Below are 23,392 nucleotides of genomic sequence, written 5' to 3' on the forward strand. Positions count from 1 at the left end.
GTCACGACAACCACTAGAAACCCAACCAACTGCAGGCGCTCAAGGGGGCGGTGTGGAGCATTTTTTCTTCAAACGATGCGGCGTTGGCGCAGGGGTGCTGCTGTGCCTGCTGTCGGCCACGGCGGTGGCCGAGGCGCCGGCGAGCGCGCCTGAACGGCGGGTCGAGATCAACGAATACGTGGTGCGCGGCAACACCGTGCTCGATGCCCAGGCCATCGAAGAGGCGGTGTACCCGTACCTCGGCCCGGACCGGACCCTGGCCGACCTGGAGGGCGCCCGCGAAGCCTTGCAGAAAAGCTACCAGGCCCGCGGCTACCAGTCGGTGTTCGTCGAGCTGCCGGAGCAGAAGGTCGAGGGCGGCATCGTCTACCTGAACGTGACCGAGACCAAGGTCGGGCGGGTACGCGTGGTCGGCGCCAAGCATTACTCGCCAGTGGAGATCCGCGAGCAGGTGCCGGCGCTGGAGGAGGGCAAGGTGCCTGACTTCGCCCAGGTCCAGGATGAACTGGCGAGCCTGAACCGTACCCCTGGCCGCCAGGTCGTGCCCTTGGTGCGCGAAGGCCAGCGCCCCGGCACCATGGACGTCGACCTGCAAGTCGAGGACAAGCAGCCCTGGAGTTTGACCCTGGGCCTGAACAACGACCACAGCGCCGACACCGAAAAACTGCGCAGCATCGTCAGCCTTGGCTACAACAACCTCTGGCAGGCCGGCCACAGCGTGTCGCTGACCTGGTTCACCGCACCCGAAGACCGCGACAATGCCGAGGTCTGGTCGGGCTCCTACGCCATGCCGCTGAACGCGCGCTGGACCTTGCAGTTCTCCGGCTACCAGTCCGACAGCGACGTGGCCACCGTGGGTGGCAGCAACGTGCTGGGCAAGGGGCATTCCTACGGCGTCTCGGCCATCTACAACCTGCCGGGCGTCGGCGCCTGGGCCCATGCCTTGTCGCTGGGCGTGGACTTCAAGGACTTCGACGAGCAAGTCGCCCTGGGCAACAGCCGCGACAAGGTGCCGCTCAAGTACGCACCGATCACCCTGGGCTACAACGGCTACCGCTTCACCGAGCAGGACCAGTTGAGCCTGGGCCTGAACCTGGTGGCCGGCACCGGCAGCCTGTTCGGCTACGGCAGCGACGACCAGGCGTTCGACAACAAGCGCTTCCGTGCCGACTCAAGCTTCGCCCTGATCAAGGGCGACGGCAGCTATGCGTTCGACTTTGCTGGCAACTGGCAAAGCGCATCCAAGCTGGCCTTCCAGCTGGCTTCCGGGCCGCTGGTGTCGAACGAGCAGTTCGCCGCCGGTGGCGCCACTTCGGTGCGCGGCTACCTGGCCGCCGAACGCACCGGCGACGATGGCGTGCTGTTCTCCCAGGAGCTGCGCAGCCCCTCCATCGGCCGCTATGTCGGCAGCTACATCAGCGACTGGCGCTTCTATCTGTTCGCCGAAGGCGCGCAACTGCGCTTGCAGGACGCCCTGCCCGAACAGGACGACAGCTACAGCCTGGCCAGTGTCGGCATCGGCACCCGCGCCAGCCTCAACGACTGGTTGTCCGGCAGCCTCGACTGGGCCGTGCCGCTCAAGGACGGCCCCAACACCGACAAGAACGACCCGCGCCTGCACTTCAGCGTGCAGGCGACTTTCTGAGCTTTCGACCTAGTGAGCTTGCAACCTTCCGACTGGCATCGACCTGGAGACCTCTCATGCAACGCCTGATCTTGACCTTGCTGCTGTGCCTGGGCTTCGCCCTGCCAGGCAGCGCCAGCGCCTGGTGGCAGGACGACTGGATGTACCGCAAGCAGATTGCCGTGGACACCACGCCCCAAGGCGCCGGCCTGACCCAGGCGTTGGGCCGCACGGCGCTGCTGGTGCGCCTGCACACCGGTAATTTCAGCTTCGACGGTGTCAGCGAGACTGGCGCGGATATCCGCTTCGTCAGTGCCGACGACAAGACCGTGCTCAACCACCACGTCGAGCAGTTCGACCCGCTGATGGGCATGGCGCTGATCTGGGTGGATGTGCCGCGCATCGAGGCTGGCCAGCGCCAGGAGCTGTGGATGTACTACGGCAATCCCAAGGCCCAGCCCCCCGCTGGCCAGCCGAGCTTCGACGCCGACTACACCGCGCTGTACCACTTCGACGGCGCCACGCCGCGCGATGCCAGCCCCTTCGGTAACCCGCTGCAAGGGCCGACGGTCAGCGTCGATGGCGTGATCGGCCGGGCCGTCCAGCTCGGTGGCCAGGCCTTGCAGCTGCCGGCCAGCGCCTCGCTGCAACTGCCGGCCGGCGCGGCCTTCACCTTCAGCACCTGGTTGCGCCAGGACCAGGCGTTGGGCGAGCAGCTGTTGCTGGCCCGGCGCGAGGCCGGTCATAGCCTGCTGCTGGGCCTGGCCCAGGGCGTGCCCTTCGTCGAGGTCGACGGCCAGCGTGCCACTGCCAACCAGGCGCTCAGCGCCGGGCAATGGCAGCACCTGGCCCTGGTGGGCGAGGGCGGCAACCTGAGCGTGCTGGTCGAGGGCCAGCCTGTCGCGCGCCTGGGCGCCAGCCCAGCGGCCTTCAGTGGCGCAATCGGCATTGGCGGCGACCTGCCGCCGGTCGAGGGCGAGGCCGCCAGCTCCTACGCCGTCTTTGTCGGTGCCCTGGACGAAGTGCGCTTGTCCCGGGTTGCCCGCACCCCGGCCAGCCTGCAGGCCGACGTGCTGGCCCAGGGCGCCGAGTCGCGGCTGGTGGTGTACGGCGTCGACGAGCAGCAGTCGGGCTTCGGCTTCGGCGGCCTGGGTTTCCTGCTCAAGGCGGTGCCGGTGGATGCCTGGGTGATCATCGCCATCCTGGTGCTGATGATGGTGCAGTCGTGGGTGATCATGCTGCGCAAGCAGCGCACCTTGAACCGCGTCACGGCGGCCAACGCGCAGTTCCGTGAGCAGTTCGCCACGGTCGGCACGCGCCTGGAGCAGTTCGCCGACGACCGCGACCTGCAGGCGCGCCTGTTCGACTCCTCGCTGTGGCGCCTGTACCTGGTGGCCGTGCAGGAAATTCGCACCCGTCGCGCCCAGGGCGCCGACACCAGCGAGGTGTCGGCGGCCACCATCGAGGCGATTCGCTGCTCCATGGACGGCGTGCGCACCCGGGAGAACCAGGCGCTGTCGGCGAAGTTGTCGAGCCTGTCCAACGCCATTGCCGGCGGCCCGTACATCGGCCTGCTCGGCACCGTGCTGGGGATCATGGTGGTGTTCCTCGGCACCGCCATGGCCGGTGACGTCAACATCAACGCCATTGCCCCGGGCATGGCCGCCGCGCTGCTGGCCACCGCCATGGGCCTGTTCGTCGCCATCCCGGCGCTGTTCGGCTACAACCGCCTGACCACCCGCAACCGCGAAGTCAGCGCCGACATGCGGGTGTTCGTCGACGAGTTCATCACCCGCCTGGCCGAGCTGCATGGCCAGGGCCAGGCCGGCGAAGCCGCGCAGCGCAGCAGCGCGCGCGGCATCAGCCCGTCGGTTCCAGCGTGAGGGCGCAGCCATGGCATCGGTGAACAACGCCCATGACGACGACGCCGACGCGGCCGTGGACAGCATCAACATCACCCCGCTGGTGGATGTGCTCATGGTGGTGCTGGTGATGTTCATCCTCACCGCCACCGCGCAGGTCTCGGGGATCCAGGTACAGCTGCCCAAGGCCAGCGCCTCGGTGTCGTTGGCCCAGCCCAAGACCAAGGCGATCTCGATCAACGACGCAGGCCAGGTGTTCCTCGACGCCTACCCGGTGACCTTGCAGGAGCTCGAGGACCGCCTGCGCAGCGAGAAGGCGCGCAACCCGGACTTCCCGCTGATCGTGCGCGGCGACGCTGGGGTGCAGTACCAGAAGGTGGTCGAGGTGCTCGACTTGCTGCGTCGCCTCGAACTGGCCCAAGTTGGGCTGGTGACCGGCAAGCCGAACCAGGGGTGAGGGCGGGTATGCACGCTAAAGCCAATCCCCGTCGCCTGCTGAGCTGGGCCGTGCTTGCCGTGGCCGGCGTAGGCCTGGCCTGGCTGCTGTGGCAGTGGGCCAACGACATGGCCGGGGTGCGCCGCGAGGCGCCCAAGGTGCCGGCGATCATCCCGCTGCCACCCCCGCCGCCACCGCCCCCACCGGAACCGCCGAAGGAACCCGAGCCGCCGGTGGAGGAAAAGATCGTCGAGCCGCAACCGGTGCCGGAGGCCGAAGAAGTCAAGCCGGCCGAAGCGGCGCCGGACCCAGCCCAGGACCTGGCCGACCCCATGCAGATGGACGGTGACGCGCAGGCCGGCAGCGACAGTTTCAACGTCGGTGCCGGCAAGGGCGGCGGCATGGCCGGCGGTGGCGGTGGGGGGCTGGGCAGCGGCACTTACAGCCAATACCTGGCCTACGCCTTCCAGCGCTTGCTGCGCGACAACCCCGAGCTGCGCAACCTGGTGTTCAACCTGCAGGCCGAGATCTGGCTCAGCGCCGCCGGGGAAATCACCCGGGTCGAGCTGCTGCGCGGCAGTGGCGAGCCTGAGGTCGATGCCCAGGTGCTCGCCGCCCTGCGCGCCGCCCGCGCCCTCGACCAGCGCCCGCCCGCCAGCCTCACTTTGCCGGTGAAGATCGCCCTGCAGGGGCGCCGGCCATGAACCACGCAGCCGCACAGACCAACAGGAGTTGCACACCCATGAAGTGCCCAGTGAACCGATTGACCCTGGCGCTCGGCCTGCTGGCCGCCGCCACCGCGGTCGGTCCGGCCGTCGCCCACGCCTCGCCGTCGGAAAACGCGACCGTCAACCTGATCCGCCTGCTGGTGGAGCAGGGCGTGCTCAAGCAGGACAAGGCCGCTGCCTTGATCGCCCAGGCCGAGCGCGAGGCCCAGCAGGCGCGTGCCGCCAGCAGCGCGCCCATCGTCGCCCAGGCCCCGGCGGCCAACGGCGAGGTGCGGGTGCAGTACGTGCCGGCCATCGTGCGCCAGCAGATCCGCGACGAGATCAAGGCCGAAGTGCTGAACACCGCCAAGCAGGAACAGTGGGCCGCGCCCAATAGCTTCCCCGACTGGGCTTCGCGCATCAGCTTCGACGGCGACCTGCGCCTGCGCGGCGAGTCGCGCTCGTATGCCGACAGCAACAGCAACGAGATCGTCGACTTTGCCAAGCTCAACGAGAAGGGCCCCTACGACGTCAACTCCAACAGCAGCTCGAGCCTGCCGCCGTTGCTCAACACCCGCGAGGACCGCGACAGCATCCTGCGCCTGCGCGCGCGCTTCGGCCTCAAGGCGCAACTGGCCGAGCACTGGGTGGCGGGCATCCGCATTGCCACCGGTTCCAACAACAACCCGGTGTCGACCACCCAGAACCTCGGTGGTGGCTTCGGCAAGAAAGACCTGTGGCTCGACCAGGGCTATGTCAGCTGGAGCCCGAGCGAGCGCCTGACCCTGACCGGCGGGCGCATCGCCAACCCGTTCATGTCCACCGATATTCTTTATTCCCACGACCTCAACTTCGACGGCCTGGCGGCGATCTTCGACCAGCCGGTGAATCGCGACCTCAGCGTGTTCGGTACCGTCGGCGCGTTCCCCGTGCAGTACAGCGACGATAACGCCACCAGCAATGGTTTCGACAAGGAGGACAGCGACAACAAATGGCTGTATGGCGCCCAGCTCGGTGCCAAGTGGGCGATCAACGAGCACAACCGGCTCAAGGGCGCGGCCGCCTACTACCGCTTCGACGATATCGTCGGCGAGCGTTCAAGCCCTTGTGCGCCCTGGGATGGCCAGCCCGGTTGCGACACCGACGAGACCCGCCCGACCTTCATGCAGAAGGGCAACACCCTGTTCCTGCTGCGCGATATCACGCCGAACCCGGCCAACCCGGCCGCCACGGCGCAACCGCAATTCGTCGGTATCGCCTCGCAGTTCGAGCTGCTCGACCTGAACCTGGTCTGGGACACCGATCTGCCCCATGACTTCAAGCTACGCAGCCAGGCCAACTACATCCACAACCTGGCCTACGACGAAGGCGAAATGCGCAAGCGCTCGGCCGGCCAACTGGCCAACAACGTCGATGAAGACGGCAACATCAAGAGCGGCAGCGACGCCTGGATGTTCCAGTTCACCCTGGGCAACGCCCTGGACATGCGCAAGGCGGGCGACTGGAACCTGTTCGCCGGCTACAAGCGCATCGAGCCCGATGCGCTGCCGGACGGCTTCAACGACTCCAGCTTCCACCTGGGAGGCACCAACGCCAAGGGTTATTTCCTCGGCGGCAACTACGGCCTGGCCGACAACGTCTACGCTACAGCACGCTGGCTGAGCAGCGAGGCGGTCTACGGCGCGCCGTTTGATATCGATGTGCTACAACTTGAAGTCAACACCCGTTTCTAGGGAAGGAGCACGGGCATGAACAAGGGAGCTTACCGCCGTCGCTGTACCTGGCTGGTGCTGGCCCTGGGCGCAAGCCTGGCGGCCTCGGTGTCGGCCGATACCCTCGAGGAACGCCTGCGCGCCCAGCTGCGCAGCACCACCCAGCAACTCCAGGCGCTGCAGAGCGAACAGGCCCAGGCCAGCGCCGCGCGCCAGGCCGCCGAGCAGCAGCGCGATGCCGCCCTGGGCCAGGTGCGCGAGCTCACCGCGCAGCTGGCCAAGGCCCGCGGCCAGAGCGAGCAACTGGCCGGGCAGCAGCAGGCCGTGCACAACCAGGCCCAGGCCCTGGTGGCCAGCAGCAACGCGCAGCTGCACAAGTACAAGCAAGCCTATGACGAACTGCTGGGCATGGCGCGGGCCAAGCAAAGCGAGCGCGCCGGCCTGCAGGCGCAACTGGCCGAGCGCGATGGCCAGGTGCAGCAATGCCAGGCACGCAACCAGCAGATGTACGCGGTGGCCAAGCAGATGCTGGTCGCCTACGAGAAGGTCGATATCACCGATGTGGTGAAGATGCGCCAGCCGTTCGCAGGCGGTGCCCGGGTGCGCTTCGAGGAGCTGGCCCAGGCCTATGGCGACAAACTCTACGAAAGCCAGTTCGACGCCCCAACGGGCGTGACCCCGTGATGTTTTCTCAACGCAAGGAAGTAAGCACATGACCGCAGTCACCCTGATCGAAACCGTTAGCGCCGACTCCCTGACCCAGCTGCTGCAGGACGCCGGCTGCCGGGTCAATCGCACCGAACAGAACGCCGTGGTGCAACTGCTCAGCGCCAGCCAGGGCGTGGGCTATGCCGTACGCTTCGGCAACCGTGCCGTGGGCAAGGAGGGCGAGTTCCTCGACTTCACCTTCAGCTGCGCCCTGCGCATCCAGGGCGAGCTGCCGGCGGGCCTGGCCGAGCACTGGAACGCCAGCCGTCGCTTCGCCCGCCTGTCGGTGCAGGGCGAGTTCCTGGTGATGGAACAGGACGTGGTGGTCGCCGACGGCGTCAGCCAGCAGCACCTGTTGGGCAGCCTGGTGCTGTGGGACCGATTGCTGCAGGAACTGATCGTCTACCTGCGCGACTACAGCCGCAACGTCGCCGACCCGCAGCCGGCCCAGGTCGGCGCAGACCAAGAGCACGCCTCGTGACGGCGCGCACTTTCTGGGCCAGCGCCGGCGCGCTGGCCGTGGTCGCGGTGGCGGTCGCCCTGGCCTTGCGCCCGGGCGATGAACCGGTGGCGGCGGCGCGCTCGGCGTCGGCGTCCTTGCAGGCCAGCAACGACAGCGGCCCGGCCCTGGCCAGCCTGGGCCAGCAGAAGGTCGGCAGCGGTGAGCTCAAGGCCCTGATTGCGCAGTTGCCCGAAGACGCCCGGGCCAACCTGCGTGGCGATCGCCCGGCCCTGGAAGCGTGGATCCGCGCGCGCCTGGCGGAAAAGGCCCTGTACCAGCAGGCCGAAGCCCAGGGCTGGTTGCAACGGCCCGAGATCCAGGCGCAGACCCGCGCGGCCACCGAGCAGATCGTGCTGCGCGACTACCTGAACTCGGTGAGCCAGGTGCCCGACGACTACCCCAGCGAAGCTGAGCTCAAGCAGGCCTATGAGGCCGGCAAGGCCGGGTTGCAATTGCCGGTGCGCTACCGCCTGAGCCAGATCTTCCTGCGGCTGGAGAACCCCAGGGATGACGAGGCGTTGCGCAAGCAGGCCCAGGCCCTGGCCAAGCAGGCCCAGGCCGGCGATGCCGATTTCGCCGCGCTGGCCCGTGAGCACTCGCAGGATACCGGCACGGCCGCCAGGGGCGGCGACACTGGCCTGCAAGCCCTGGCGCAATTGTTGCCCGAGGTGCGCGGGGTGGTGCCCAGGCTCAAGGTCGGCGCGGTCAGCGAGCCGGTGCAGAGCGCGGCGGGGTACCACATCATCAAGCTGGTCGAGCAGCAGCCGGCGCGTGCGGCGACGCTCGAGGAGGTCGCCCCGCGTCTGCGCCAGCTACTGCGTGCCCAGCGCCAGGAACAGGTGGCCAAGGCCTACGTCGAAGGCATGTTCGACAGCGCCACCCTGAGTATCGATGGCGCGGCGCTCAACCAGGTGCTCGAGAGCAGCCGCTGAACCTCAACAACCATGGAAGAGCCGGGCCTGCCCAGGCGGGCCCGCGGGAGGCGAGGGATGCCGATCGATCTGTCCCGGGGGCGACCCCCGGAAACCGCCATGCCTGTCGTTCGCCCCCAGGTGCCGTTGGCCCTGGACGAACAGACCCTCAACTGTTTTCTGGTCACCGCCCGTTGCGGCTGCTTCATGCAGGCGGCGCGGCGGCTGAACCTCAAGCCGGTGGCGCTGCGTAAACGCCTGGCAGCGCTGGAAGCGCGCCTGGGCTACAGCCTGTTCGTCAACCGCAACAACAACCCGGTGCTCAGCCAGCAGGGCGAGCGTTTGCTGCTGGTGCTGCAAGCCCGCGAGCCCGCAGTGTCGGTGCAGTTGCCGCAGGAGCAGGGCGCCCAGGTGCGCCTGGCGGTGGCCGAGCCGCTGTTGCAGGACCTGCTGGGGCGCAACCTGATCAACTTCGTGCGCCAGCATGCGGGCATGCGCCTGGAGGTGGCCACGCTCGACGGCTGCCAGGCGCCGCAGCAAGGGGTCGACATCGCGCTCTGGCTGGGCGACTTGCAACCGCCTGGCTACACCCAGGGTGGCGTGCCCGAGGCGTTGGCCACGCTGGACTATCTACCGCATATCGCCAAGCGCTATGCCCGCGAGGCGAATCGGCCGGGCAGCCTGTCCGACTTGCAGGACTACATGCTGGTGCAGTGGCAGGGGGAAGTCGGCGTCGAGGCGCTGAGGCCTTGGCAGGCCCTGCTGCAGAGCCGTAGCGCCGGGGTGACGCAGATCCAGGACTACGAGATGTACTGCCAGTTGATCAAGTGCAGTGCCAGCGTGGGCTTGCTCGCGCACTATGCCGGGCACCTGGACCGTGGCCTGCTGGCATTGCCGGGGCTGTTCGGCGAGCCGATGCGCCGCCGGGTGTGGCTGGCGGTCAACGCCGACACCGAGGGCGACCCCTTGGTGCAGGTGATGGTCGCGGCGATCCGCGCCGCGTTCGACGAGCGCCGCGAGTGGTTCCGATAGACCAGCCGCACAGCTGCCATGGACGGTTCCGGCAGCAGCCAGCCTTGCTGGCGAAGCAGGCGACGCGGAGCATGAGCTGGCGAGAGAGTCACCCGGCCTTGCGCAAGGTCAGGTTGATCCGCCGCTCGCCCATGCGCGGGTGCACGCCCGGCTTGATCGGCAGTACCCCATGAAAGCGCAACCGGTCCTGGCCGCCCCACACCAGCACATCGCCATGGTTCAGGGCGATGCGCTGGGTACGGTCCGCGCGCTGCATGCCGCCGAACAGGAACACCGCCGGCAACCCCAGGGAAATCGACACGATCGGCTGCCCGTAGTCCTGCTCGTCGCGGTCCTGGTGCAAGCTCAGGCGCGTGCCGGGCAGGTAATGGTTGACCAGGCAGGCATCCGCTACGAACCCCTCGAAACCGGCCAGCGCGGCCGCCCGTGCGGCCAGTGCCAGCAGCATGGGCGGTAGTGCTGGCCACGGCTTGCCACTGAGCGGATCCGTGGCGCTGTAGCGGTAGCCTTCGGCATCGCTGACCCAGCCCAGTGCCCCGCAATTGGTCAGCGCAACCGCCATGTGCTGCCCGCCCGGCGTGCGCATGTGCCGAAACGGCGCCGCGCGCAGCACCGGGCGCAGGGCGTCGAGCAGGGCCTCGAGCTCGGCCAGGGCGAAGCCGGGCAGCAGCACGGTATGGCTGGCCAGGCGTTGCGGCTGGGTGCCGAACAGGTCGAGGTCGGATTGGATCATGGCGCACCTGGACGCGATAGTTGCCGAGCATTCTATCCCCTTCATGAATTTTTAATTAGCCCGCTAATCAAGGCTTTGACATTCACTGCCTAGGCAGTAATATTTGTACACAATTGCCCGAGCAGACCCTCATGTCCCATTTCACCCCGGAAAACTTCCAGACCTGCACCATCGGCATGCTGCTCGGCCGCGCCGCGCTGCTCAAGGACCGTATCCTCGACTGGCACCTGGAAGCCGACGGGGTCACTGCCGCGCAGTTCAAGGTGTTGATCATCGTCACCCAGTACCAGGTCGATACCCCGGCCGAGCTGTGCCGCTACCTGGGCCTGGACAGTGGTTCGATGACGCGCATGCTCGACCGCCTTGAACACAAGGGCCTGATCCTGCGCCACCGCTGCCCCGACGACCGTCGCCAGGTGCGCCTGGCGCTCACCGCCGATGGCCAGCGCCTGGCCGATCGCCTGCCTCAGGTAGGCGCGGCGGCGATGAACGAGCTGGTCGGGGTGCTTGAGGCGCAGGAGCTGAAAACCCTCGAAGGCCTGCTCGCCAAGATCCTGCTGCACGCCGGCGACCCCCTGACGATCCGCCGCTTCGCCGATCGTTGATCCTAAGTCACACTTTTCCAAGGTACTGTCATGGCTACTCCCGCCGACACTTCCACTCCGGCCGTCGCGCCGGACAACACGCGCAAGCGCAAGGCCTGGCTGTTGGCCTTGCTGCTGCTTTTGATCCTTGCCGGGGCCGCTAGCTGGGCTTGGTACAGCCTGGTCGGGCGCTGGCACGAAAGCACCGACGACGCCTATGTCAACGGCAACGTGGTGGCGATCACCCCGCTGGTGACCGGTACTGTCACCAGCATCGGCGCCGATGACGGCGACCTGGTGCATGCCGGGCAGGTGCTGCTGCAATTCGACCCGGCCGACAGCGAAGTCGCCCTGCAGGCGGCCGAGGCCAAGCTGGCGCGCACCGTGCGCCAGGTGCGCGGGCTGTACAGCAACGTCGATTCGCTCAAGGCGCAACTGGCCACCCGCCAGGCCGAGCTGCAAAAGGCCCGGCAGGACTACAACCGCCGGCGCATTCTCGCCGACAGTGGCGCCATCGCCGCCGAGGAAGTGTCCCATTCGCGCGATGACCTGAGCGTGGCCGAGGCCGCCGTCAACAGTGCCCGCCAGCAACTGAACACCAGCACCGCCCTGGTCGACGACACCGTGGTCTCGTCGCACCCCGAAGTCATGGCCGCCGCCGCCGACCTGCGCCAGGCCTACCTGGACCATGCCCGTACCACCTTGGTGGCGCCGGTCACCGGCTATGTGGCCAAGCGCACCGTGCAACTGGGCCAGCGCCTGCAACCGGGCACCGCGACCATGGCGGTGATCCCGCTGGATGAGGTGTGGATCGATGCCAACTTCAAGGAAACCCAGCTGCGCGACATGCGTATCGGCCAATCGGTGCAGATCAGCGCCGACCTGTACGGCAGCGAGGTCAAGTACGACGGTACCGTCGACAGCCTCGGCGCCGGTACCGGCAGCGCCTTCGCCTTGCTGCCGGCGCAGAACGCCACCGGCAACTGGATCAAGATCGTCCAGCGCGTGCCGGTGCGCATCCACCTCGATCCCGAACAGCTCAAGGCGCACCCGCTGCGCATCGGCCTGTCCACTGTCGCCGAGGTCGACCTGCACGACCAGAGCGGCCCGGCCCTGGCCCAACAACCGCCGCAGCAGGCCAGCTACACCACCCAGGTATATGATCGCCAGCTGGTCGAAGCCGACCAGCTGATCGCCCGCTTGATCCACGACAACAGCGCCACCGGCAAGACGGCCCAGCGATGAGCCAGCAGGCACCCGCGCAGTTCACCCCGCCGAGCCTGCTGCTGACCACCATCGGCCTGTCGCTGGCGACCTTCATGCAGGTGCTCGACACCACCATCGCCAACGTGGCGTTGCCGACCATCTCCGGCAACCTTGGCGTGAGCTCGGAGCAGGGCACCTGGGTGATCACCTCGTTCGCGGTGAGCAATGCCATTGCCTTGCCGCTGACCGGCTGGCTGAGTCGGCGTTTCGGCGAGGTCAAGCTGTTCATCTGGGCCACGCTGCTGTTCGTGCTGGCCTCGTTCCTGTGCGGCGTCGCCCAGTCGATGCCGGAGCTGGTGCTGTTTCGCGTATTGCAAGGGGTGGTGGCCGGGCCGTTGTACCCGATGACCCAGACCCTGCTGATCGCCGTGTATCCCCCGGCGAAACGGGGGATGGCCCTGGCGTTGCTGGCGATGGTCACGGTAGTGGCGCCCATCGCCGGGCCGATCCTCGGTGGCTGGATCACCGACAGCTACAGCTGGCCGTGGATCTTCTTCATCAACATCCCGATCGGCCTGTTCGCCGCTGCCGTGGTACGCCAGCAGATGCGCGCGCGGCCGGTGGTCACCAGCCGCCAGCCGATGGACTACATCGGCCTGCTGACCCTGATCGTCGGGGTCGGAGCGCTGCAGGTGGTGCTGGACAAGGGTAACGACCTGGACTGGTTCGAGTCCTCGTTCATCGTCATTGGCACGCTGATCTCGGTGGTGTTCCTGGCGGTCTTCGTGATCTGGGAACTGACCGATCGCCACCCGGTGGTCAACCTGCGCCTGTTCGTGCATCGCAACTTCCGTATTGGCACCCTGGTCCTGGTGGGCGGTTATGCCGGCTTCTTCGGCATCAACCTGATCCTGCCGCAGTGGCTGCAGACGCAGATGGGCTACACCGCGACCTGGGCGGGCCTGGCGGTGGCACCGATCGGCCTGCTGCCGGTGTTGATGTCGCCGTTCGTGGGCAAGTACGCGCACCGTTTCGACCTGCGCGTGCTGGCCGGGGTCGCCTTCCTGGCGATCGGCACCAGTTGCTACATGCGCGCTGGCTTCACCAACGAGGTGGACTTCCTGCATATCGCCCTGGTGCAGCTGTTCATGGGGATCGGCGTGGCGCTGTTCTTCATGCCGACCTTGAGCATTCTGCTCTCGGACCTGCCGCCGCAGCAGATCGCCGACGGCTCGGGGCTGGCAACCTTCCTGCGTACCTTGGGTGGCAGTTTCGCCGCCTCGCTGACCACCTGGATCTGGATCCGCCGGGCCGACCAGCACCATGCCTATCTGAGCGAGCACATCAGCAGCTTCGACCCGGCCACCCGGCAGACCCTCGAACAGCTGGGCGGCGCTGGGCCGCAGGGGTACGCCAAGCTGGAGCAGATCCTCAACAGCCAGGCCTACATGATGTCGACGGTGGATTACTTCACCCTGCTGACCTGGGTGTTCGCCGGGTTGATCCTGCTGGTATGGCTGGCCAAGCCGCCGTTCACCGCCAAGGCCGGCCCCGCCTCGGCGGGCCACTGAGCGCAGGCGCCAGCAAGGCTGGCGCCTGCGGTTACTCATTGCTCCTGACAGATCTTTTCCCCTAATCTTGTAAGCCTATTCCACCCAACTTGGCAGACTCATGGACAAGGTTATCGTCATCACCGGCGCCAGCCGGGGCATTGGTGCCGCCACCGCGTTGCTGGCGGCGCAACAGGGTTACCGCATCTGCATCAACTACCACGTCGATGACCAGGCCGCCGAGACGGTGCTGGCGCAGGTTCGCGCGCTGGGCGCCGAGGCCATCGCCGTGCGCGCCGACGCCAGCGTCGAGGATGAGGTGGTGCGCTTGTTCCAACGGGTCGACCAGGAGCTGGGCAGGGTCAGCGCCCTGGTGAACAACGCCGGCACCATCGGCCAGCAGAGCCGGGTCGAGGAAATGTCCGAGTTTCGCTTGCTCAAGGTGATGAAGAGCAACGTGGTCGGCCCGATCCTGTGCGCCAAGCACGCGCTGCTGCGCATGGCCCGGCGCCATGGCGGGCAGGGTGGGGCGATCGTCAATGTGTCGTCCGTGGCCGCGCGCCTGGGCTCGCCCAACGAGTACGTCGACTACGCCGCATCCAAGGGCGCGCTGGATACCTTCACGGTCGGCCTGGCCAAGGAAGTGGCGGGCGAGGGCGTGCGGGTCAATGGCGTGCGGCCTGGCTACATCCACACCGGCTTCCATGCCTTGAGCGGTGATCCCGACCGGGTCACCAAGCTCGAGCCGGGCCTGCCGATGGGGCGCGGCGGTCAACCCCAGGAGGTGGCCGAGGCCATCCTCTGGTTGCTGTCGGACAAGGCCTCGTATTCGACCGGCAGCTTCATCGACCTGAGCGGTGGGCGCTAGTGCGCCAGGTCGCCGAGTAGTCCGGCGACGCTGTCGATCAGGTCGGGCAGCTCGAAGGGCTTGAGCAGGACCTGGGTGCGCGGCGGCAGCTTGCCGTCGCTCAGTGCCGCGCTTTCGTCGTAGCCGGTGATATACAGCACGGGCAAGCCTGGGAAGCGGGCTCGGCAGCGCTCGGCGACTTGCCGGCCGTTGAGCCCTGCGGGCAGGCCGATGTCGCTGATCAGCAGTTGCGGCACATAGCCGCTTTCCAGCAGCTTCAGCGCGGCGGGGCCGTGCTCCACGCTTTCGACGCGATGACCGAGCTCTTCGAGCACATCGCCGATGACCAGGCGCAGCGCGGCCTGGTCTTCGACCAGCAGGATCCGCGCTGCGGCGCGTTGCACCTGGGCGGGCGCCGCGCTGGGCGCAGGCTGGGCGATGGCGGCTTCGCCGTGGCGCGGCAGGTACAGGTCCACCCGGGTGCCAGCGCCCGGGCTGGAGTTGATCTGCAACTGACCACCGGACTGGCGCACGAAGCCATAGGCCATCGACAGCCCCAACCCGGTACCCTGGCCCAGCGGCTTGGTGGTGAAGAACGGATCGATGGCTTTGGCGAGCACTTCTTGCGCCATGCCGCGGCCATTGTCCTGGACGCTCAGGCACAGGTACGGGCCGCTGGGCAGGTCGAGGGTTGCGGCATCGGTGTCGCCCAGCCAGCGGTTGTCGCAGCTGATGTCGATCATGCCGCCGGCCGGCAGGGCGTCCCGGGCGTTGATGCACAGGTTGAGCAGTGCGCTTTCCAGTTGCGGCGGGTCGATGAAGGAAGGCCACAGGTCGGTAGCGCACCGCACCTGCACGCTGATGGCTGGCCCGACACTGCGATGGATCAGTTCCTCCATGCCCTTCACCAGTTCGCCGACAGCTGTGACCTGGGGCAGCAAGGTCTGGCGCCGGGAGAAGGCCAGCAGGCGGTGGATCAGCGCGGCGGCGCGCCTGGCCGAGTGCCCGGCAGTGTCGAGCAGTGCCGGGATTTCGGCGTGGCGCCCTTGCTCCAGGCGTTGGCGCAGCAGTTCCTGGGCGCCGAGTATGCCGCCCAACAGGTTGTTGAAGTCGTGGGCGATGCCGCCGGTGAGCTGGCCTACCGCTTCCATTTTCTGCGCCTGGCGCAGGGCGTCTTCGGCCTCGAGCAGGCGTTGCTGCTCCCCAACCTGGCGGGTGATGTCATAGATGAACAGGTAGGCGCCGATGATGGTGCCACAGGTATCGCGTAGCGGGTTGAAGCGCAGTTCGAAATGACGCAGGCGAGCGCCACGGCCATATTCGATGGTCTCCAGGTAACTTTCGCCGGCCAGTGCCCGGCGCCACATCGCCTCAGACCGAGCACGTTCTTCGGGGAAATTGGCCAGGCATTCGGGCAGGCTGTCTCCAGCCTTGAGGCGATGCCCGAAGAGGAATGCGAAGTCTTTCACCGCGCGCTGATTGACGGCCAGCAAGCGCAGCTCGGTATCCACCACATGCACCCGTGCCACGCTGTGCTCGACCAGCTCGGCGAACAGACGGCGCTCGGCCAGGGCTTCTGCGACCCGCTGTTCGAGCTGGTCGTTGAGCGCGTGCAAGGCGTGTTCGGCACGCTTTCGCTCGGTGACATCCTTGAACAGCACTGCCACCTGGCGACGTTCGGGCGGCTCGATACGGAACGTGGTGACCGCCAGTACCCTGCCAGTGGCCACCAGTTCCTGCTCGAACTGCAGCGGCTCGCCGGTACGCAGGACCGCACCATAGCGCGCCACCCAGCCGTCGGCTTCGTCGGGCACCATTTCCCGCAGCTTCTGCCCGACCACATTGGCAATGCCGGCATGGCGGGCGTAGGCGGCGTTGGCCACGACATGCACATAGTCGCTCAGTGGCCCATGGGGGCCGTCGAAGAACTCGATGACACAGAACCCTTCGTCCATGGTGTCGAACAGGAAGCGGTACAGGTTGTCGTCGCTTTCCCGCTGGGCCAGGCGGGACTCGAGTTCGGCGTTGCGCTGGCGCAACGCGAGGATTTCAGGTTCGGGCATGCAGGTGTCCGGGGCTGGGCGGTGCCCAACTGTAGCCTGCTTGCCCGTTGGTCGGCTAGAACGAGCGCACGATGCGCCCGAGGGTCTCCATGGCCTGTTCCGGGGCGTCGCCCCAGGGGCTGCCGTAGTTCAGGCGGATGCAGTTGCCGAAGCGCCGGGTCGGCGAGAAGATCGGCCCCGGGGCGATGCTGATGCCCTGGGCCAGGGCCATGTGGAACAGTTTCAGCGCGTCCATTTGCTCGGGCAGCTCCAGCCACAGGAAGTAGCCGCCGGAAGGCTGGCTGACCCGGGTCTGCGCCGGGAAATGCCGGCCGATGGCGGCGAGCATGTTGGCCTGCTGGCCCTCGAGGGCATAGCGCAGCTTGCGCAGGTGGCGGTCATAGCCGCCATGCTGCAGATAGTCGGCGATGGCGGCCTGGGCCGGCATCGAGGCGCATAGCGAGGTCATCAGCTTGAGCCGTTCGATCTTCTGGGCGAAGCGCCCGGCGGCGACCCAGCCGATGCGATAGCCCGGTGCCAGGCTCTTGGCGAACGAACCGCAATGCATCACCAGGCCCTCGGTGTCGAAGGCCTTGGCGGGTTTGGGGGCCTGTTGCGCGTAGTACAGCTCGGCGTAGACGTCGTCCTCGATCAGCGGCACCTGGTGGCGACGCAGCAGCTCCACCAGTTGCTGTTTCTTCGCCTCCGGCATGCTCGCGCCCACAGGGTTCTGGAAGTTGGTCATGCACCACACGGCCTTGACTGGGTGCTTTTCCAGGGTCTGGGCCAGCACCCCCAGGTCCATGCCTTCGCGTGGGTGAACCGGGATCTCCACGGCCTTGAGCTTGAGGCGTTCGAGCACCTGCAGGCAGGCATAGAAGGCCGGCGCCTCGATGGCCACCAGGTCGCCCGGCTGGGTGACCGCCTGCAGGCACAGGTTGAGCGCTTCCAGCGCGCCGTTGGTGATCAGCAGTTCCTCCATCGGCAGCATCAGCCCGGCGACCATGTAGCGCAGGGCGATCTGCCGGCGTAGCTGCGGGTTGCCCGGCGACAGGTCGGTGACCACCATGCGTGGGTCCATGGCGCGGCTGGCGCTGGCCAGCGAGCGGGCCAGGCGTTGCAGCGGGAACAGCGCTGGGCTGGGGAATGCCGAGCCGAACGGCACGGTATGCGGGTCCTTGATCGAGTCGAGGATCGAGAACACCAGGCCGCTGACGTCCACCTCGGTGGATTCGCTGGCCGGTGCCTGGGCCTGGGGTTCGTTGAACGGGCATGGCGCATGGGCGTTGACGAAGTAGCCCGAACGCGGCCGGGCACGGATCAGGCCGCGGCGTTCCAGCAGGTAGTAGGCCTGGAATACCGTGGACGGGCTGACCCCGTGGGTTTGGCTGGCATAGCGCACCGAAGGCACCCGCTGGCCGGGGCCCAGGACCCCGGAGCGGATCAGTTCGGCAATGTCGTCGGCAAATCGTTCGTAGCGTTTCATTGTGGTTTCGGCAGGCAAGGTCGGGTCAGTGTAAGGGATCAGCGGTTCATCGGCGCAACGAAACGGCTGTTGGCGGTGCTGCGCACGCCCGGCTGGTCGCTGTCCTGGATTTCGAAGGTCAGCGTCTGCGAGCTGCTGGCCGGGCGCTCGGCGAGCATCGCCACCGATACCGGCAACTCGCTCATCTCGCCGGCGGCCAGGGTGACTTCGGTACGCCCATGCAGCTCGAAGCCGTCCGCGTCCACCAGGCGCAGGCGATAGTGCTGGGGTTCCTGGGTCTTGTTGATGATCTTGAGCAAGTAGATGTTCTCGATCTGGCCCAGGGCGTTTTCGCGGAACAGGCCACGGTCCTTGATCACATCCATCGACACCATGGGGCGCATCTGCAGGGCGATCAGCAGCGCGCCGATCATCACCGTCAGGGCCGTGGCGTAGCCCAGCAGGCGCGGGCGCAGCCAGTGGGTCTTGCCGCCTTGCAGGTTGTGCTCGGACTTGTAGCCGATCAGGCCGCGGGCGTAGCCCATCTTGTCCATCACCCCATCGCAGGCGTCGATACAGGCGGCGCAGCCAATGCAGGCCATCTGCAGGCCGTCACGGATATCGATGCCGGTGGGGCAGACCTGCACGCACAGGGTGCAGTCGATGCAATCGCCCAGGCCCTGGTCGCGCGGGTCGCTGCCTTTCTTGCGCGGACCACGGGCTTCGCCGCGGCTGGGGTCGTAGGCCACCGCCAGGGTGTCCTTGTCGAACATCACGCTCTGGAAGCGCGCGTAGGGGCACATGTGCATGCACACCGCCTCGCGCAGCCAGCCGGCGTTGAGGTAGGTGGCGGCGGTGAAGAACAGGATCCAGAACAGGGCCACGCCACCCAGCTCGAGGCTGAACAGTTCTGCGGCCAGGGGCCGGATCGGGGTGAAGTAGCCGACGAACGTCAGGCCGGTGAGCAGGCCGATGGCCAGCCACAGCCCGTGCTTGAGGCTGCGCCGGGCGATCTTCTCCACGCCCCAGGGCGCGGCGGCCAGCTTGATGCGCTGGTTGCGGTCGCCTTCGGTGACTTTCTCGCACCACATGAACAGCCAGGTCCAGGTGCTCTGCGGGCAACTGTAGCCACACCAGACGCGGCCGGCGAACACGGTGATGGCGAACAGGCCGAAGGCGCAGATGATCAACAGCGCCGACAACAGGATGAAATCCTGCGGCCAGAAGGTGGCGCCGAAGATGTGGAACTTGCTTTCGGCCAGGTCCCAGAGCACCGCCTGGCGGCCGTTCCACTGCAACCAGGCGGTGCCGAAGAACAGCACGAACAGCGCGCCGGCGAAGAGGATGCGCAGGTTGCGGTAGAAGCCGCTGAAACTGCGGGTGTGGATGCCGCCAGCGCTCTGGCTTTTGCTCTTGTGGCTGGCGGCGGGGTCAATCTCGATGACTCGGAAGGGGATTCTATCGCTCATGGTTCATCGCTCATCAGGCCTCGATCAGGCCCGGGCACTATGGCCCCCGATCTGTTTGCAGCACAGACTCAGCTATGTCGATAAAAACCGTATCAGATTCCCCGTGTTTGGCATCCGGCCCTTAAATTACCGAGCCTGGAGCGCTGCTCTTCAGATGCCTGCGGCTATCCACCGCACCTGCGACAGTCAGCGCGTCGGCTTCGCTTTCGGTGATGGGAATGCGCTCGCCGGCCAGGATCGCCAGCGACATGCGCAACTGTTCATCGGTGACGATCTCGATTTCAGGGCCGCTGGCTTCCAGGCGTATATGGTCGCCGATCAAGGTGCAACGACGGGTGCTGGGGTCGACTTCAACAGGCATGGGGGTGACCTCCGGTGGGTAGTTACAGCAGTGGACAGCAGCGCAGGGGCAGATGCTGCATCGTTGCGCTGGGTGGTGCGCTGGGCACTTGGCGCGCGCGCCAGGGTCATCTGTGTAGGCACTGCGGTGCCTGGTTCGCCAACAACGCTGGCGGCTACCGGCTGTGCTGGAGGTTGGGATGGAAAAGCTACTGCAAACTATAGGCTCGGTCATTCAGGCCGAATTCGCCGATATCACCGACGAAAGCGAAGTGACGCGTATCCTCTTGCGCCTGCTGATGGCCGCCGTACTGGGCGCGGTGCTGGGCTTCGAACGCGAAAGCAAGGGCAAGTCGGCCGGGGTGCGCACCCACATGCTGGTGTCCATGGGCGCGGCGCTGTTCGTGCTGGCGCCGGGCATGGCCGGCGCCGATGAGCAGGCGCTGAGCCGGGTGATCCAGGGCATCGTCGCCGGGATCGGTTTTCTCGGTGCGGGCACCATCCTCAAGGGCAACGGCCAGGACACCAGCCATGTGAAAGGGTTGACCACCGCCGCCGGGCTGTGGATGACCGCAGCCATAGGTACCGCCGCCGGCATGGGCCGTGAAGCCACGGCATTGATCAGCACGGTGCTGGCGCTGCTGGTACTGGCAAGCATGCCGGTGCTGGTGGAGAAGGTGGAAGGGGAGCAGGAGGAGAAGCGCCGGGAGGAGGAGAGCAGGAAGCACTGAGGGGAGCCGAAGCTCCCCTCATAAGCGTTGTTGCTTGCTCTTTTATTATTATTGGAGACGGGCCCGTTGTTGTTTTTGTCAGCCGTTGTCTCGGTGTTGCGCGGCCCCCAACCGGGGCCAAGAGCAAACGTATTTTTTTGAGCGCTGACCTGCGTTCATCGCACGTGATCCAACCTGGACGGTCGCTACCTCGGAGGTAGTTTTATTGTTCTGTGTCCGGCTGCGGGGCCTGTACCCCAGGAAAGCACGTCGACTCCAAAAAAATCTGCTTGCTACGCCTCTGCCGTGTTGTTCTTGTTATGTCAGAGCCGTTCTCTGTTGTTTTTATTAGGTATCGCGTTTTTTGTTCTTGTTATGCCAGAAGATATAGCAGGTGCCGTGCCAACTTTTTAAAAGCCTTTAAAATCAATGGCTTGGTCATTTTTGAAGAATTCGTGGCACGTGAAATTTTGTCGATTTGTTTCCCTGTTACCCGATTTTTCGCTGGCGGGCGTGTAGGCGGTAACACTCCACCCACACTGCTGTGACAATCGTGTGAATCAGTGCGCGGTCCGTGCGCGCGCCACGCGCGAACCGGTGACGCGGCCCAGCACCTCGCTGATGCGCAGGCCGGCGGCAATCAGGCGGTCCAGGTCGATGCCGGTGTCGATGCCCAGTCCTTGCAGCAGATACACCACATCCTCGCTGGCGACGTTGCCCGTGGCGCCCTTGGCATACGGGCAGCCGCCCAGGCCCGCCACGGAGCTGTCGAACACGCTGATGCCTTCGAGCAGGCTGGCATAGACGTTGGCCAGCGCCTGGCCATAGGTGTCGTGGAAATGCCCGGCCAGCTGCGCGCGGGGTACCTGCGCCGAGACCACCTCGAACAGCCGGCGGGTAGCACCGGCGGTGCCGGTGCCGATGGTGTCGCCCAGCGATACCTCGTAGCAGCCCATCTGGTGCAGGGCGCGGGCCACGGGCGCGACCTGCTCGGCACTGATGCTTCCTTCATAGGGGCAGCCCAGCACGCAGGACACATAGCCGCGCACCCGTACTCCGTGAGTGCGGGCGGCTTCCATGATCGGTTCGAAGCGCGCAAGGCTGTCGCTGATCGAGCAGTTGATGTTGCGTTGCGAGAAGGACTCGGACGCGGCGGCGAACACCGCCACCTCCTTCACCCCGGCGGCGAGGGCGTCTTCGAAGCCGCGCAGGTTAGGGGCCAGCGCGGCATAGGTAACACCTTCGCGCTGATGAATGCCGGCGAACACTTCGCTGGAGCCCGCCATCTGCGGCACCCACTTGGGCGACACGAAACTGCCCACCTCGATATACTCCAGCCCCGCGTCGGTGAGGTCGTCCACCAGGCGCACCTTGTCGGCGACACTGATGGGCTGGGCTTCGTTCTGCAGGCCGTCGCGCGGGCCGACTTCGACCAGGCGGACTTTCTCGGGCAATGACATGGCAGGCTTCCTGTGACGGATCAACGGTGGTTGTGCGGTGTGTTCAAGGTGGCGGCCAGGGCCTGCTCGCAACGCTCCTGGGCGGTGTCCAGCTCCAGGTGCATCTGCTGGATATCGAGCATTTGCTGCTCCAGCTGAGCGCGGCGCTCGGCGATCTTGGCCAGCATGCTGTGCAGCTGCTTCTGGTTGCCGCCGCTGGGGTCGTAGAGCTCGATCAGTTCACGGCATTCGGCCAGCGAGAAACCAATGCGCTTGCCGCGCAGGATCAGCTTGAGGGTGACCTTGTCGCGCGCCGAGTAGATGCGCTCCAGGCCTCGTCGTTCGGGGCTGAGCAGGCCCTGCTCCTCATAGAAGCGGATGGCGCGGGTGGTGATGTCCAGTTCGCGGGACAGGTCGGAGATGCTGTAGGTCTGGCTGCTCATGCTCGGGCTCGGGAAAGGAATGCCGCTAACCTAATGCCAGCTTGACGTATACGTCAAGCTGGCGGGGGGCAAGGCGAACCTCGGCCATGATGCTTACCCGCGTGGCGGGCCGTTGTAGACTGGCGGCGGGGGGCGCCCGGTCAAGCGAGCGCAGGCAAAGGGTAAAGGTTGTGTAAGGGGCCACCGGCGGCAGGGTCTGCTACGCTGGCGCAATCGTTTCAGCCATCTTTGCAGGAGTCGCGATGATCATTTCACCCAGCCGGGACACGGTCCTGTGCATTTCCTTGGCCGGTCGCCCCGGCACTTTCGGCGTGCGCTTTCACAACCACCTGTACCAGCAGTTGGGCCTGGACTACTACTACAAGGCCATGACCACCCAGGACCTGCCGGCGGCGGTGGCGGGCATCCGCGCCCTGGGGGTGCGTGGCTGTGGTGTGTCGATGCCGTACAAGGAGGCCTGCATGGCGCTGGTGGATGAAGTCGACCCCTCGGCGGCGGCCATTGAATCGGTCAATACCCTGGTCAATACCGCTGGGCACCTCAAGGCCTATAACACCGACTACCTGGCGGTGCGCCAGTTGCTGGCGCAGCATCGGCTCGACCCGGCGACCGGCTTCGCCCTGCGCGGCAGTGGTGGCATGGCCAAGGCCGTGGCCAGCGCGCTGCGCGACGCCGGGTTCGCCGAGGGCACCATCGTCGCGCGCAATGAGCAGGCCGGGCGCCAGTTGGCGGATGTCTGCGGTTATCGCTGGTTGCCCGAGCTGGGCGACCTGTGCCCGCCGATGCTGATCAACGTCACCCCGATCGGCATGGCCGGCGGGCCCGAGGCGCAGCAGCTGGCCTTTGCCGAGACGGCCATTGCCGCAGCCGAGTGGGTATTCGACGTGGTGGCGATGCCCGAGCGCACGCCGTTGATCCAGGCGGCTCAAGCACTGGGCAAGCCGGTGATCACCGGCCTGGAGGTGATTGCCCTGCAGGCGCTGGAGCAATTCGTGTTGTACACCGGCGTGCGCCCAAGCGATGAGCAGGTGGCGGCGGCGGTGGCGTACGCCCGGGAAATCTAGCCCAACC

22 protein-coding genes are annotated in these 23,392 nt (G+C 66.6%); 15 read left to right on the forward strand and 7 right to left on the reverse strand.

Going from position 1 to position 23,392, the window contains the following annotated elements; all coding sequences use genetic code 11:
* Positions 1-94 precede the first annotated feature (94 nt).
* The 9 genes from NJG22_RS09300 (at position 95) to NJG22_RS09340 (ending at position 9,494) form a co-directional block, all read left to right on the forward strand.
* Complete coding sequence (locus tag NJG22_RS09300) at positions 95-1,645, forward strand: ShlB/FhaC/HecB family hemolysin secretion/activation protein (RefSeq protein WP_253094102.1); 1,551 nt, start codon at positions 95-97, stop codon at positions 1,643-1,645.
* A gap of 56 nt (positions 1,646-1,701) precedes the next feature.
* Positions 1,702-3,507: a MotA/TolQ/ExbB proton channel family protein gene (locus NJG22_RS09305; protein WP_253093947.1), complete on the forward strand. Its 1,806-nt coding sequence runs from the start codon at positions 1,702-1,704 to the stop codon at positions 3,505-3,507.
* A gap of 10 nt (positions 3,508-3,517) precedes the next feature.
* The gene (locus tag NJG22_RS09310) at positions 3,518-3,943 is read left to right on the forward strand and encodes a biopolymer transporter ExbD (RefSeq protein ID WP_011534002.1); all 426 of its coding nucleotides are present in this window, start codon (positions 3,518-3,520) and stop codon (positions 3,941-3,943) included.
* Between the two features lie 8 nt (positions 3,944-3,951).
* On the forward strand, positions 3,952-4,626 hold the full coding sequence (locus NJG22_RS09315) for a TonB family protein (RefSeq protein WP_253093948.1): 675 nt from the start codon (positions 3,952-3,954) through the stop codon (positions 4,624-4,626).
* Positions 4,627-4,664: 38 nt separating this feature from the next.
* Complete coding sequence (locus tag NJG22_RS09320; RefSeq protein WP_253093949.1) at positions 4,665-6,362, forward strand: putative porin; 1,698 nt, start codon at positions 4,665-4,667, stop codon at positions 6,360-6,362.
* 15 nt (positions 6,363-6,377) lie between these two features.
* On the forward strand, positions 6,378-7,025 hold the full coding sequence (locus tag NJG22_RS09325; RefSeq protein WP_253093950.1) for a DNA repair protein: 648 nt from the start codon (positions 6,378-6,380) through the stop codon (positions 7,023-7,025).
* 28 nt (positions 7,026-7,053) lie between these two features.
* The gene (locus NJG22_RS09330) at positions 7,054-7,530 is read left to right on the forward strand and encodes a YbjN domain-containing protein (protein ID WP_217847798.1); all 477 of its coding nucleotides are present in this window, start codon (positions 7,054-7,056) and stop codon (positions 7,528-7,530) included.
* The gene (locus NJG22_RS09335; protein ID WP_253093952.1) at positions 7,527-8,483 is read left to right on the forward strand and encodes a peptidylprolyl isomerase; all 957 of its coding nucleotides are present in this window, start codon (positions 7,527-7,529) and stop codon (positions 8,481-8,483) included. Before NJG22_RS09330 ends, NJG22_RS09335 begins: the two co-directional genes overlap by 4 nt.
* Positions 8,484-8,582: 99 nt before the next feature.
* Entirely contained in the window at positions 8,583-9,494 is a 912-nt protein-coding gene (locus NJG22_RS09340; RefSeq protein ID WP_253093954.1) for a LysR family transcriptional regulator, read from the forward strand.
* Positions 9,495-9,582: 88 nt separating this feature from the next.
* Here NJG22_RS09340 and alkB read toward each other — a convergent pair whose 3' ends face one another.
* Complete coding sequence (gene alkB / locus NJG22_RS09345) at positions 9,583-10,227, reverse strand: DNA oxidative demethylase AlkB (RefSeq protein WP_253093956.1); 645 nt, start codon at positions 10,225-10,227, stop codon at positions 9,583-9,585.
* A 131-nt stretch (positions 10,228-10,358) separates the two neighbouring features.
* Here alkB and NJG22_RS09350 point away from each other — a divergent pair, with 131 nt between their 5' ends.
* The 4 genes from NJG22_RS09350 to NJG22_RS09365 all read left to right on the forward strand — a co-directional run bounded on the left by NJG22_RS09350 (position 10,359) and on the right by NJG22_RS09365 (position 14,435).
* Entirely contained in the window at positions 10,359-10,832 is a 474-nt protein-coding gene (locus NJG22_RS09350; protein WP_217847802.1) for a MarR family transcriptional regulator, read from the forward strand.
* 30 nt (positions 10,833-10,862) lie between these two features.
* Positions 10,863-12,056: an HlyD family efflux transporter periplasmic adaptor subunit gene (locus NJG22_RS09355; protein WP_253093958.1), complete on the forward strand. Its 1,194-nt coding sequence runs from the start codon at positions 10,863-10,865 to the stop codon at positions 12,054-12,056.
* Positions 12,053-13,588 carry a DHA2 family efflux MFS transporter permease subunit gene (locus tag NJG22_RS09360; RefSeq protein WP_134689611.1) on the forward strand — a complete coding sequence of 512 codons (1,536 nt, stop codon included), beginning with the start codon at positions 12,053-12,055 and terminating at the stop codon, positions 13,586-13,588. Before NJG22_RS09355 ends, NJG22_RS09360 begins: the two co-directional genes overlap by 4 nt.
* Positions 13,589-13,688: 100 nt before the next feature.
* The gene (locus NJG22_RS09365; RefSeq protein ID WP_253093960.1) at positions 13,689-14,435 is read left to right on the forward strand and encodes an SDR family oxidoreductase; all 747 of its coding nucleotides are present in this window, start codon (positions 13,689-13,691) and stop codon (positions 14,433-14,435) included.
* Here the strand turns inward: NJG22_RS09365 and NJG22_RS09370 are convergent.
* From NJG22_RS09370 to NJG22_RS09385, 4 genes are all read right to left on the reverse strand, one after another.
* The gene (locus NJG22_RS09370; protein ID WP_253093962.1) at positions 14,432-16,477 is read right to left on the reverse strand and encodes a PAS domain-containing protein; all 2,046 of its coding nucleotides are present in this window, start codon (positions 16,475-16,477) and stop codon (positions 14,432-14,434) included. The two genes, NJG22_RS09365 and NJG22_RS09370, sit on opposite strands and share 4 nt — an antisense overlap.
* 55 nt (positions 16,478-16,532) lie before the next feature.
* The gene (gene mapR / locus NJG22_RS09375) at positions 16,533-17,942 is read right to left on the reverse strand and encodes a GntR family transcriptional regulator MpaR (RefSeq protein WP_253093964.1); all 1,410 of its coding nucleotides are present in this window, start codon (positions 17,940-17,942) and stop codon (positions 16,533-16,535) included.
* Between the two features lie 38 nt (positions 17,943-17,980).
* Positions 17,981-19,390 (reverse strand): cytochrome c oxidase accessory protein CcoG, encoded by a 1,410-nt coding sequence (ccoG, locus tag NJG22_RS09380; RefSeq protein ID WP_253093966.1) that lies wholly within the window; start codon positions 19,388-19,390, stop codon positions 17,981-17,983.
* Positions 19,391-19,511: 121 nt separating this feature from the next.
* Positions 19,512-19,751, reverse strand: a complete 240-nt coding sequence (locus NJG22_RS09385; RefSeq protein WP_253093968.1) for a DUF3203 family protein — start codon at positions 19,749-19,751, stop codon at positions 19,512-19,514.
* Between the two features lie 178 nt (positions 19,752-19,929).
* Between NJG22_RS09385 and NJG22_RS09390 the strand changes: the two genes are divergently transcribed.
* Positions 19,930-20,460, forward strand: a complete 531-nt coding sequence (locus NJG22_RS09390; protein WP_253093969.1) for an MgtC/SapB family protein — start codon at positions 19,930-19,932, stop codon at positions 20,458-20,460.
* Positions 20,461-20,999: 539 nt separating this feature from the next.
* On the opposite strand, the gene NJG22_RS09395 is transcribed toward NJG22_RS09390, so the two are convergent.
* Together NJG22_RS09395 and NJG22_RS09400 are read right to left on the reverse strand one after the other, a co-directional pair.
* Positions 21,000-21,899, reverse strand: a complete 900-nt coding sequence (locus tag NJG22_RS09395) for a hydroxymethylglutaryl-CoA lyase (protein ID WP_253093971.1) — start codon at positions 21,897-21,899, stop codon at positions 21,000-21,002.
* 20 nt (positions 21,900-21,919) lie between these two features.
* Positions 21,920-22,321 carry a MerR family DNA-binding transcriptional regulator gene (locus tag NJG22_RS09400; RefSeq protein WP_134689603.1) on the reverse strand — a complete coding sequence of 134 codons (402 nt, stop codon included), beginning with the start codon at positions 22,319-22,321 and terminating at the stop codon, positions 21,920-21,922.
* A gap of 242 nt (positions 22,322-22,563) precedes the next feature.
* Between NJG22_RS09400 and NJG22_RS09405 the strand changes: the two genes are divergently transcribed.
* The gene (locus NJG22_RS09405) at positions 22,564-23,385 is read left to right on the forward strand and encodes a shikimate 5-dehydrogenase (protein WP_253093973.1); all 822 of its coding nucleotides are present in this window, start codon (positions 22,564-22,566) and stop codon (positions 23,383-23,385) included.
* The last annotated feature ends 7 nt before the right edge of the window (positions 23,386-23,392 follow it).

It is taken from the genome of Pseudomonas sp. VA159-2, from assembly GCF_024126635.1.
Taxonomy (GTDB): Bacteria; Pseudomonadota; Gammaproteobacteria; order Pseudomonadales; family Pseudomonadaceae; genus Aquipseudomonas; species Aquipseudomonas muyukensis.

Excerpts from the sequence above, each read along its gene's own strand:
- NJG22_RS09305 (WP_253093947.1), top strand. The coding sequence starts at position 1,702 with ATGCAACGCCTGATCTTGACCTTGCTGCTGTGCCTGGGCTTCGCCCTG.
- NJG22_RS09310 (WP_011534002.1), top strand. The coding sequence starts at position 3,518 with ATGGCATCGGTGAACAACGCCCATGACGACGACGCCGACGCGGCCGTG.
- NJG22_RS09315 (WP_253093948.1), top strand. The coding sequence starts at position 3,952 with ATGCACGCTAAAGCCAATCCCCGTCGCCTGCTGAGCTGGGCCGTGCTT.
- NJG22_RS09320 (WP_253093949.1), top strand. The coding sequence starts at position 4,665 with ATGAAGTGCCCAGTGAACCGATTGACCCTGGCGCTCGGCCTGCTGGCC.
- NJG22_RS09325 (WP_253093950.1), top strand. The coding sequence starts at position 6,378 with ATGAACAAGGGAGCTTACCGCCGTCGCTGTACCTGGCTGGTGCTGGCC.
- NJG22_RS09330 (WP_217847798.1), top strand. The coding sequence starts at position 7,054 with ATGACCGCAGTCACCCTGATCGAAACCGTTAGCGCCGACTCCCTGACC.
- NJG22_RS09340 (WP_253093954.1), top strand. The coding sequence starts at position 8,583 with ATGCCTGTCGTTCGCCCCCAGGTGCCGTTGGCCCTGGACGAACAGACC.
- alkB (WP_253093956.1), bottom strand. The coding sequence starts at position 10,227 with ATGATCCAATCCGACCTCGACCTGTTCGGCACCCAGCCGCAACGCCTG.
- NJG22_RS09350 (WP_217847802.1), top strand. The coding sequence starts at position 10,359 with ATGTCCCATTTCACCCCGGAAAACTTCCAGACCTGCACCATCGGCATG.
- NJG22_RS09355 (WP_253093958.1), top strand. The coding sequence starts at position 10,863 with ATGGCTACTCCCGCCGACACTTCCACTCCGGCCGTCGCGCCGGACAAC.
- NJG22_RS09360 (WP_134689611.1), top strand. The coding sequence starts at position 12,053 with ATGAGCCAGCAGGCACCCGCGCAGTTCACCCCGCCGAGCCTGCTGCTG.
- NJG22_RS09365 (WP_253093960.1), top strand. The coding sequence starts at position 13,689 with ATGGACAAGGTTATCGTCATCACCGGCGCCAGCCGGGGCATTGGTGCC.
- NJG22_RS09370 (WP_253093962.1), bottom strand. The coding sequence starts at position 16,477 with ATGCCCGAACCTGAAATCCTCGCGTTGCGCCAGCGCAACGCCGAACTC.
- mapR (WP_253093964.1), bottom strand. The coding sequence starts at position 17,942 with ATGAAACGCTACGAACGATTTGCCGACGACATTGCCGAACTGATCCGC.
- ccoG (WP_253093966.1), bottom strand. The coding sequence starts at position 19,390 with ATGAGCGATAGAATCCCCTTCCGAGTCATCGAGATTGACCCCGCCGCC.
- NJG22_RS09385 (WP_253093968.1), bottom strand. The coding sequence starts at position 19,751 with ATGCCTGTTGAAGTCGACCCCAGCACCCGTCGTTGCACCTTGATCGGC.
- NJG22_RS09390 (WP_253093969.1), top strand. The coding sequence starts at position 19,930 with ATGGAAAAGCTACTGCAAACTATAGGCTCGGTCATTCAGGCCGAATTC.
- NJG22_RS09395 (WP_253093971.1), bottom strand. The coding sequence starts at position 21,899 with ATGTCATTGCCCGAGAAAGTCCGCCTGGTCGAAGTCGGCCCGCGCGAC.
- NJG22_RS09400 (WP_134689603.1), bottom strand. The coding sequence starts at position 22,321 with ATGAGCAGCCAGACCTACAGCATCTCCGACCTGTCCCGCGAACTGGAC.
- NJG22_RS09405 (WP_253093973.1), top strand. The coding sequence starts at position 22,564 with ATGATCATTTCACCCAGCCGGGACACGGTCCTGTGCATTTCCTTGGCC.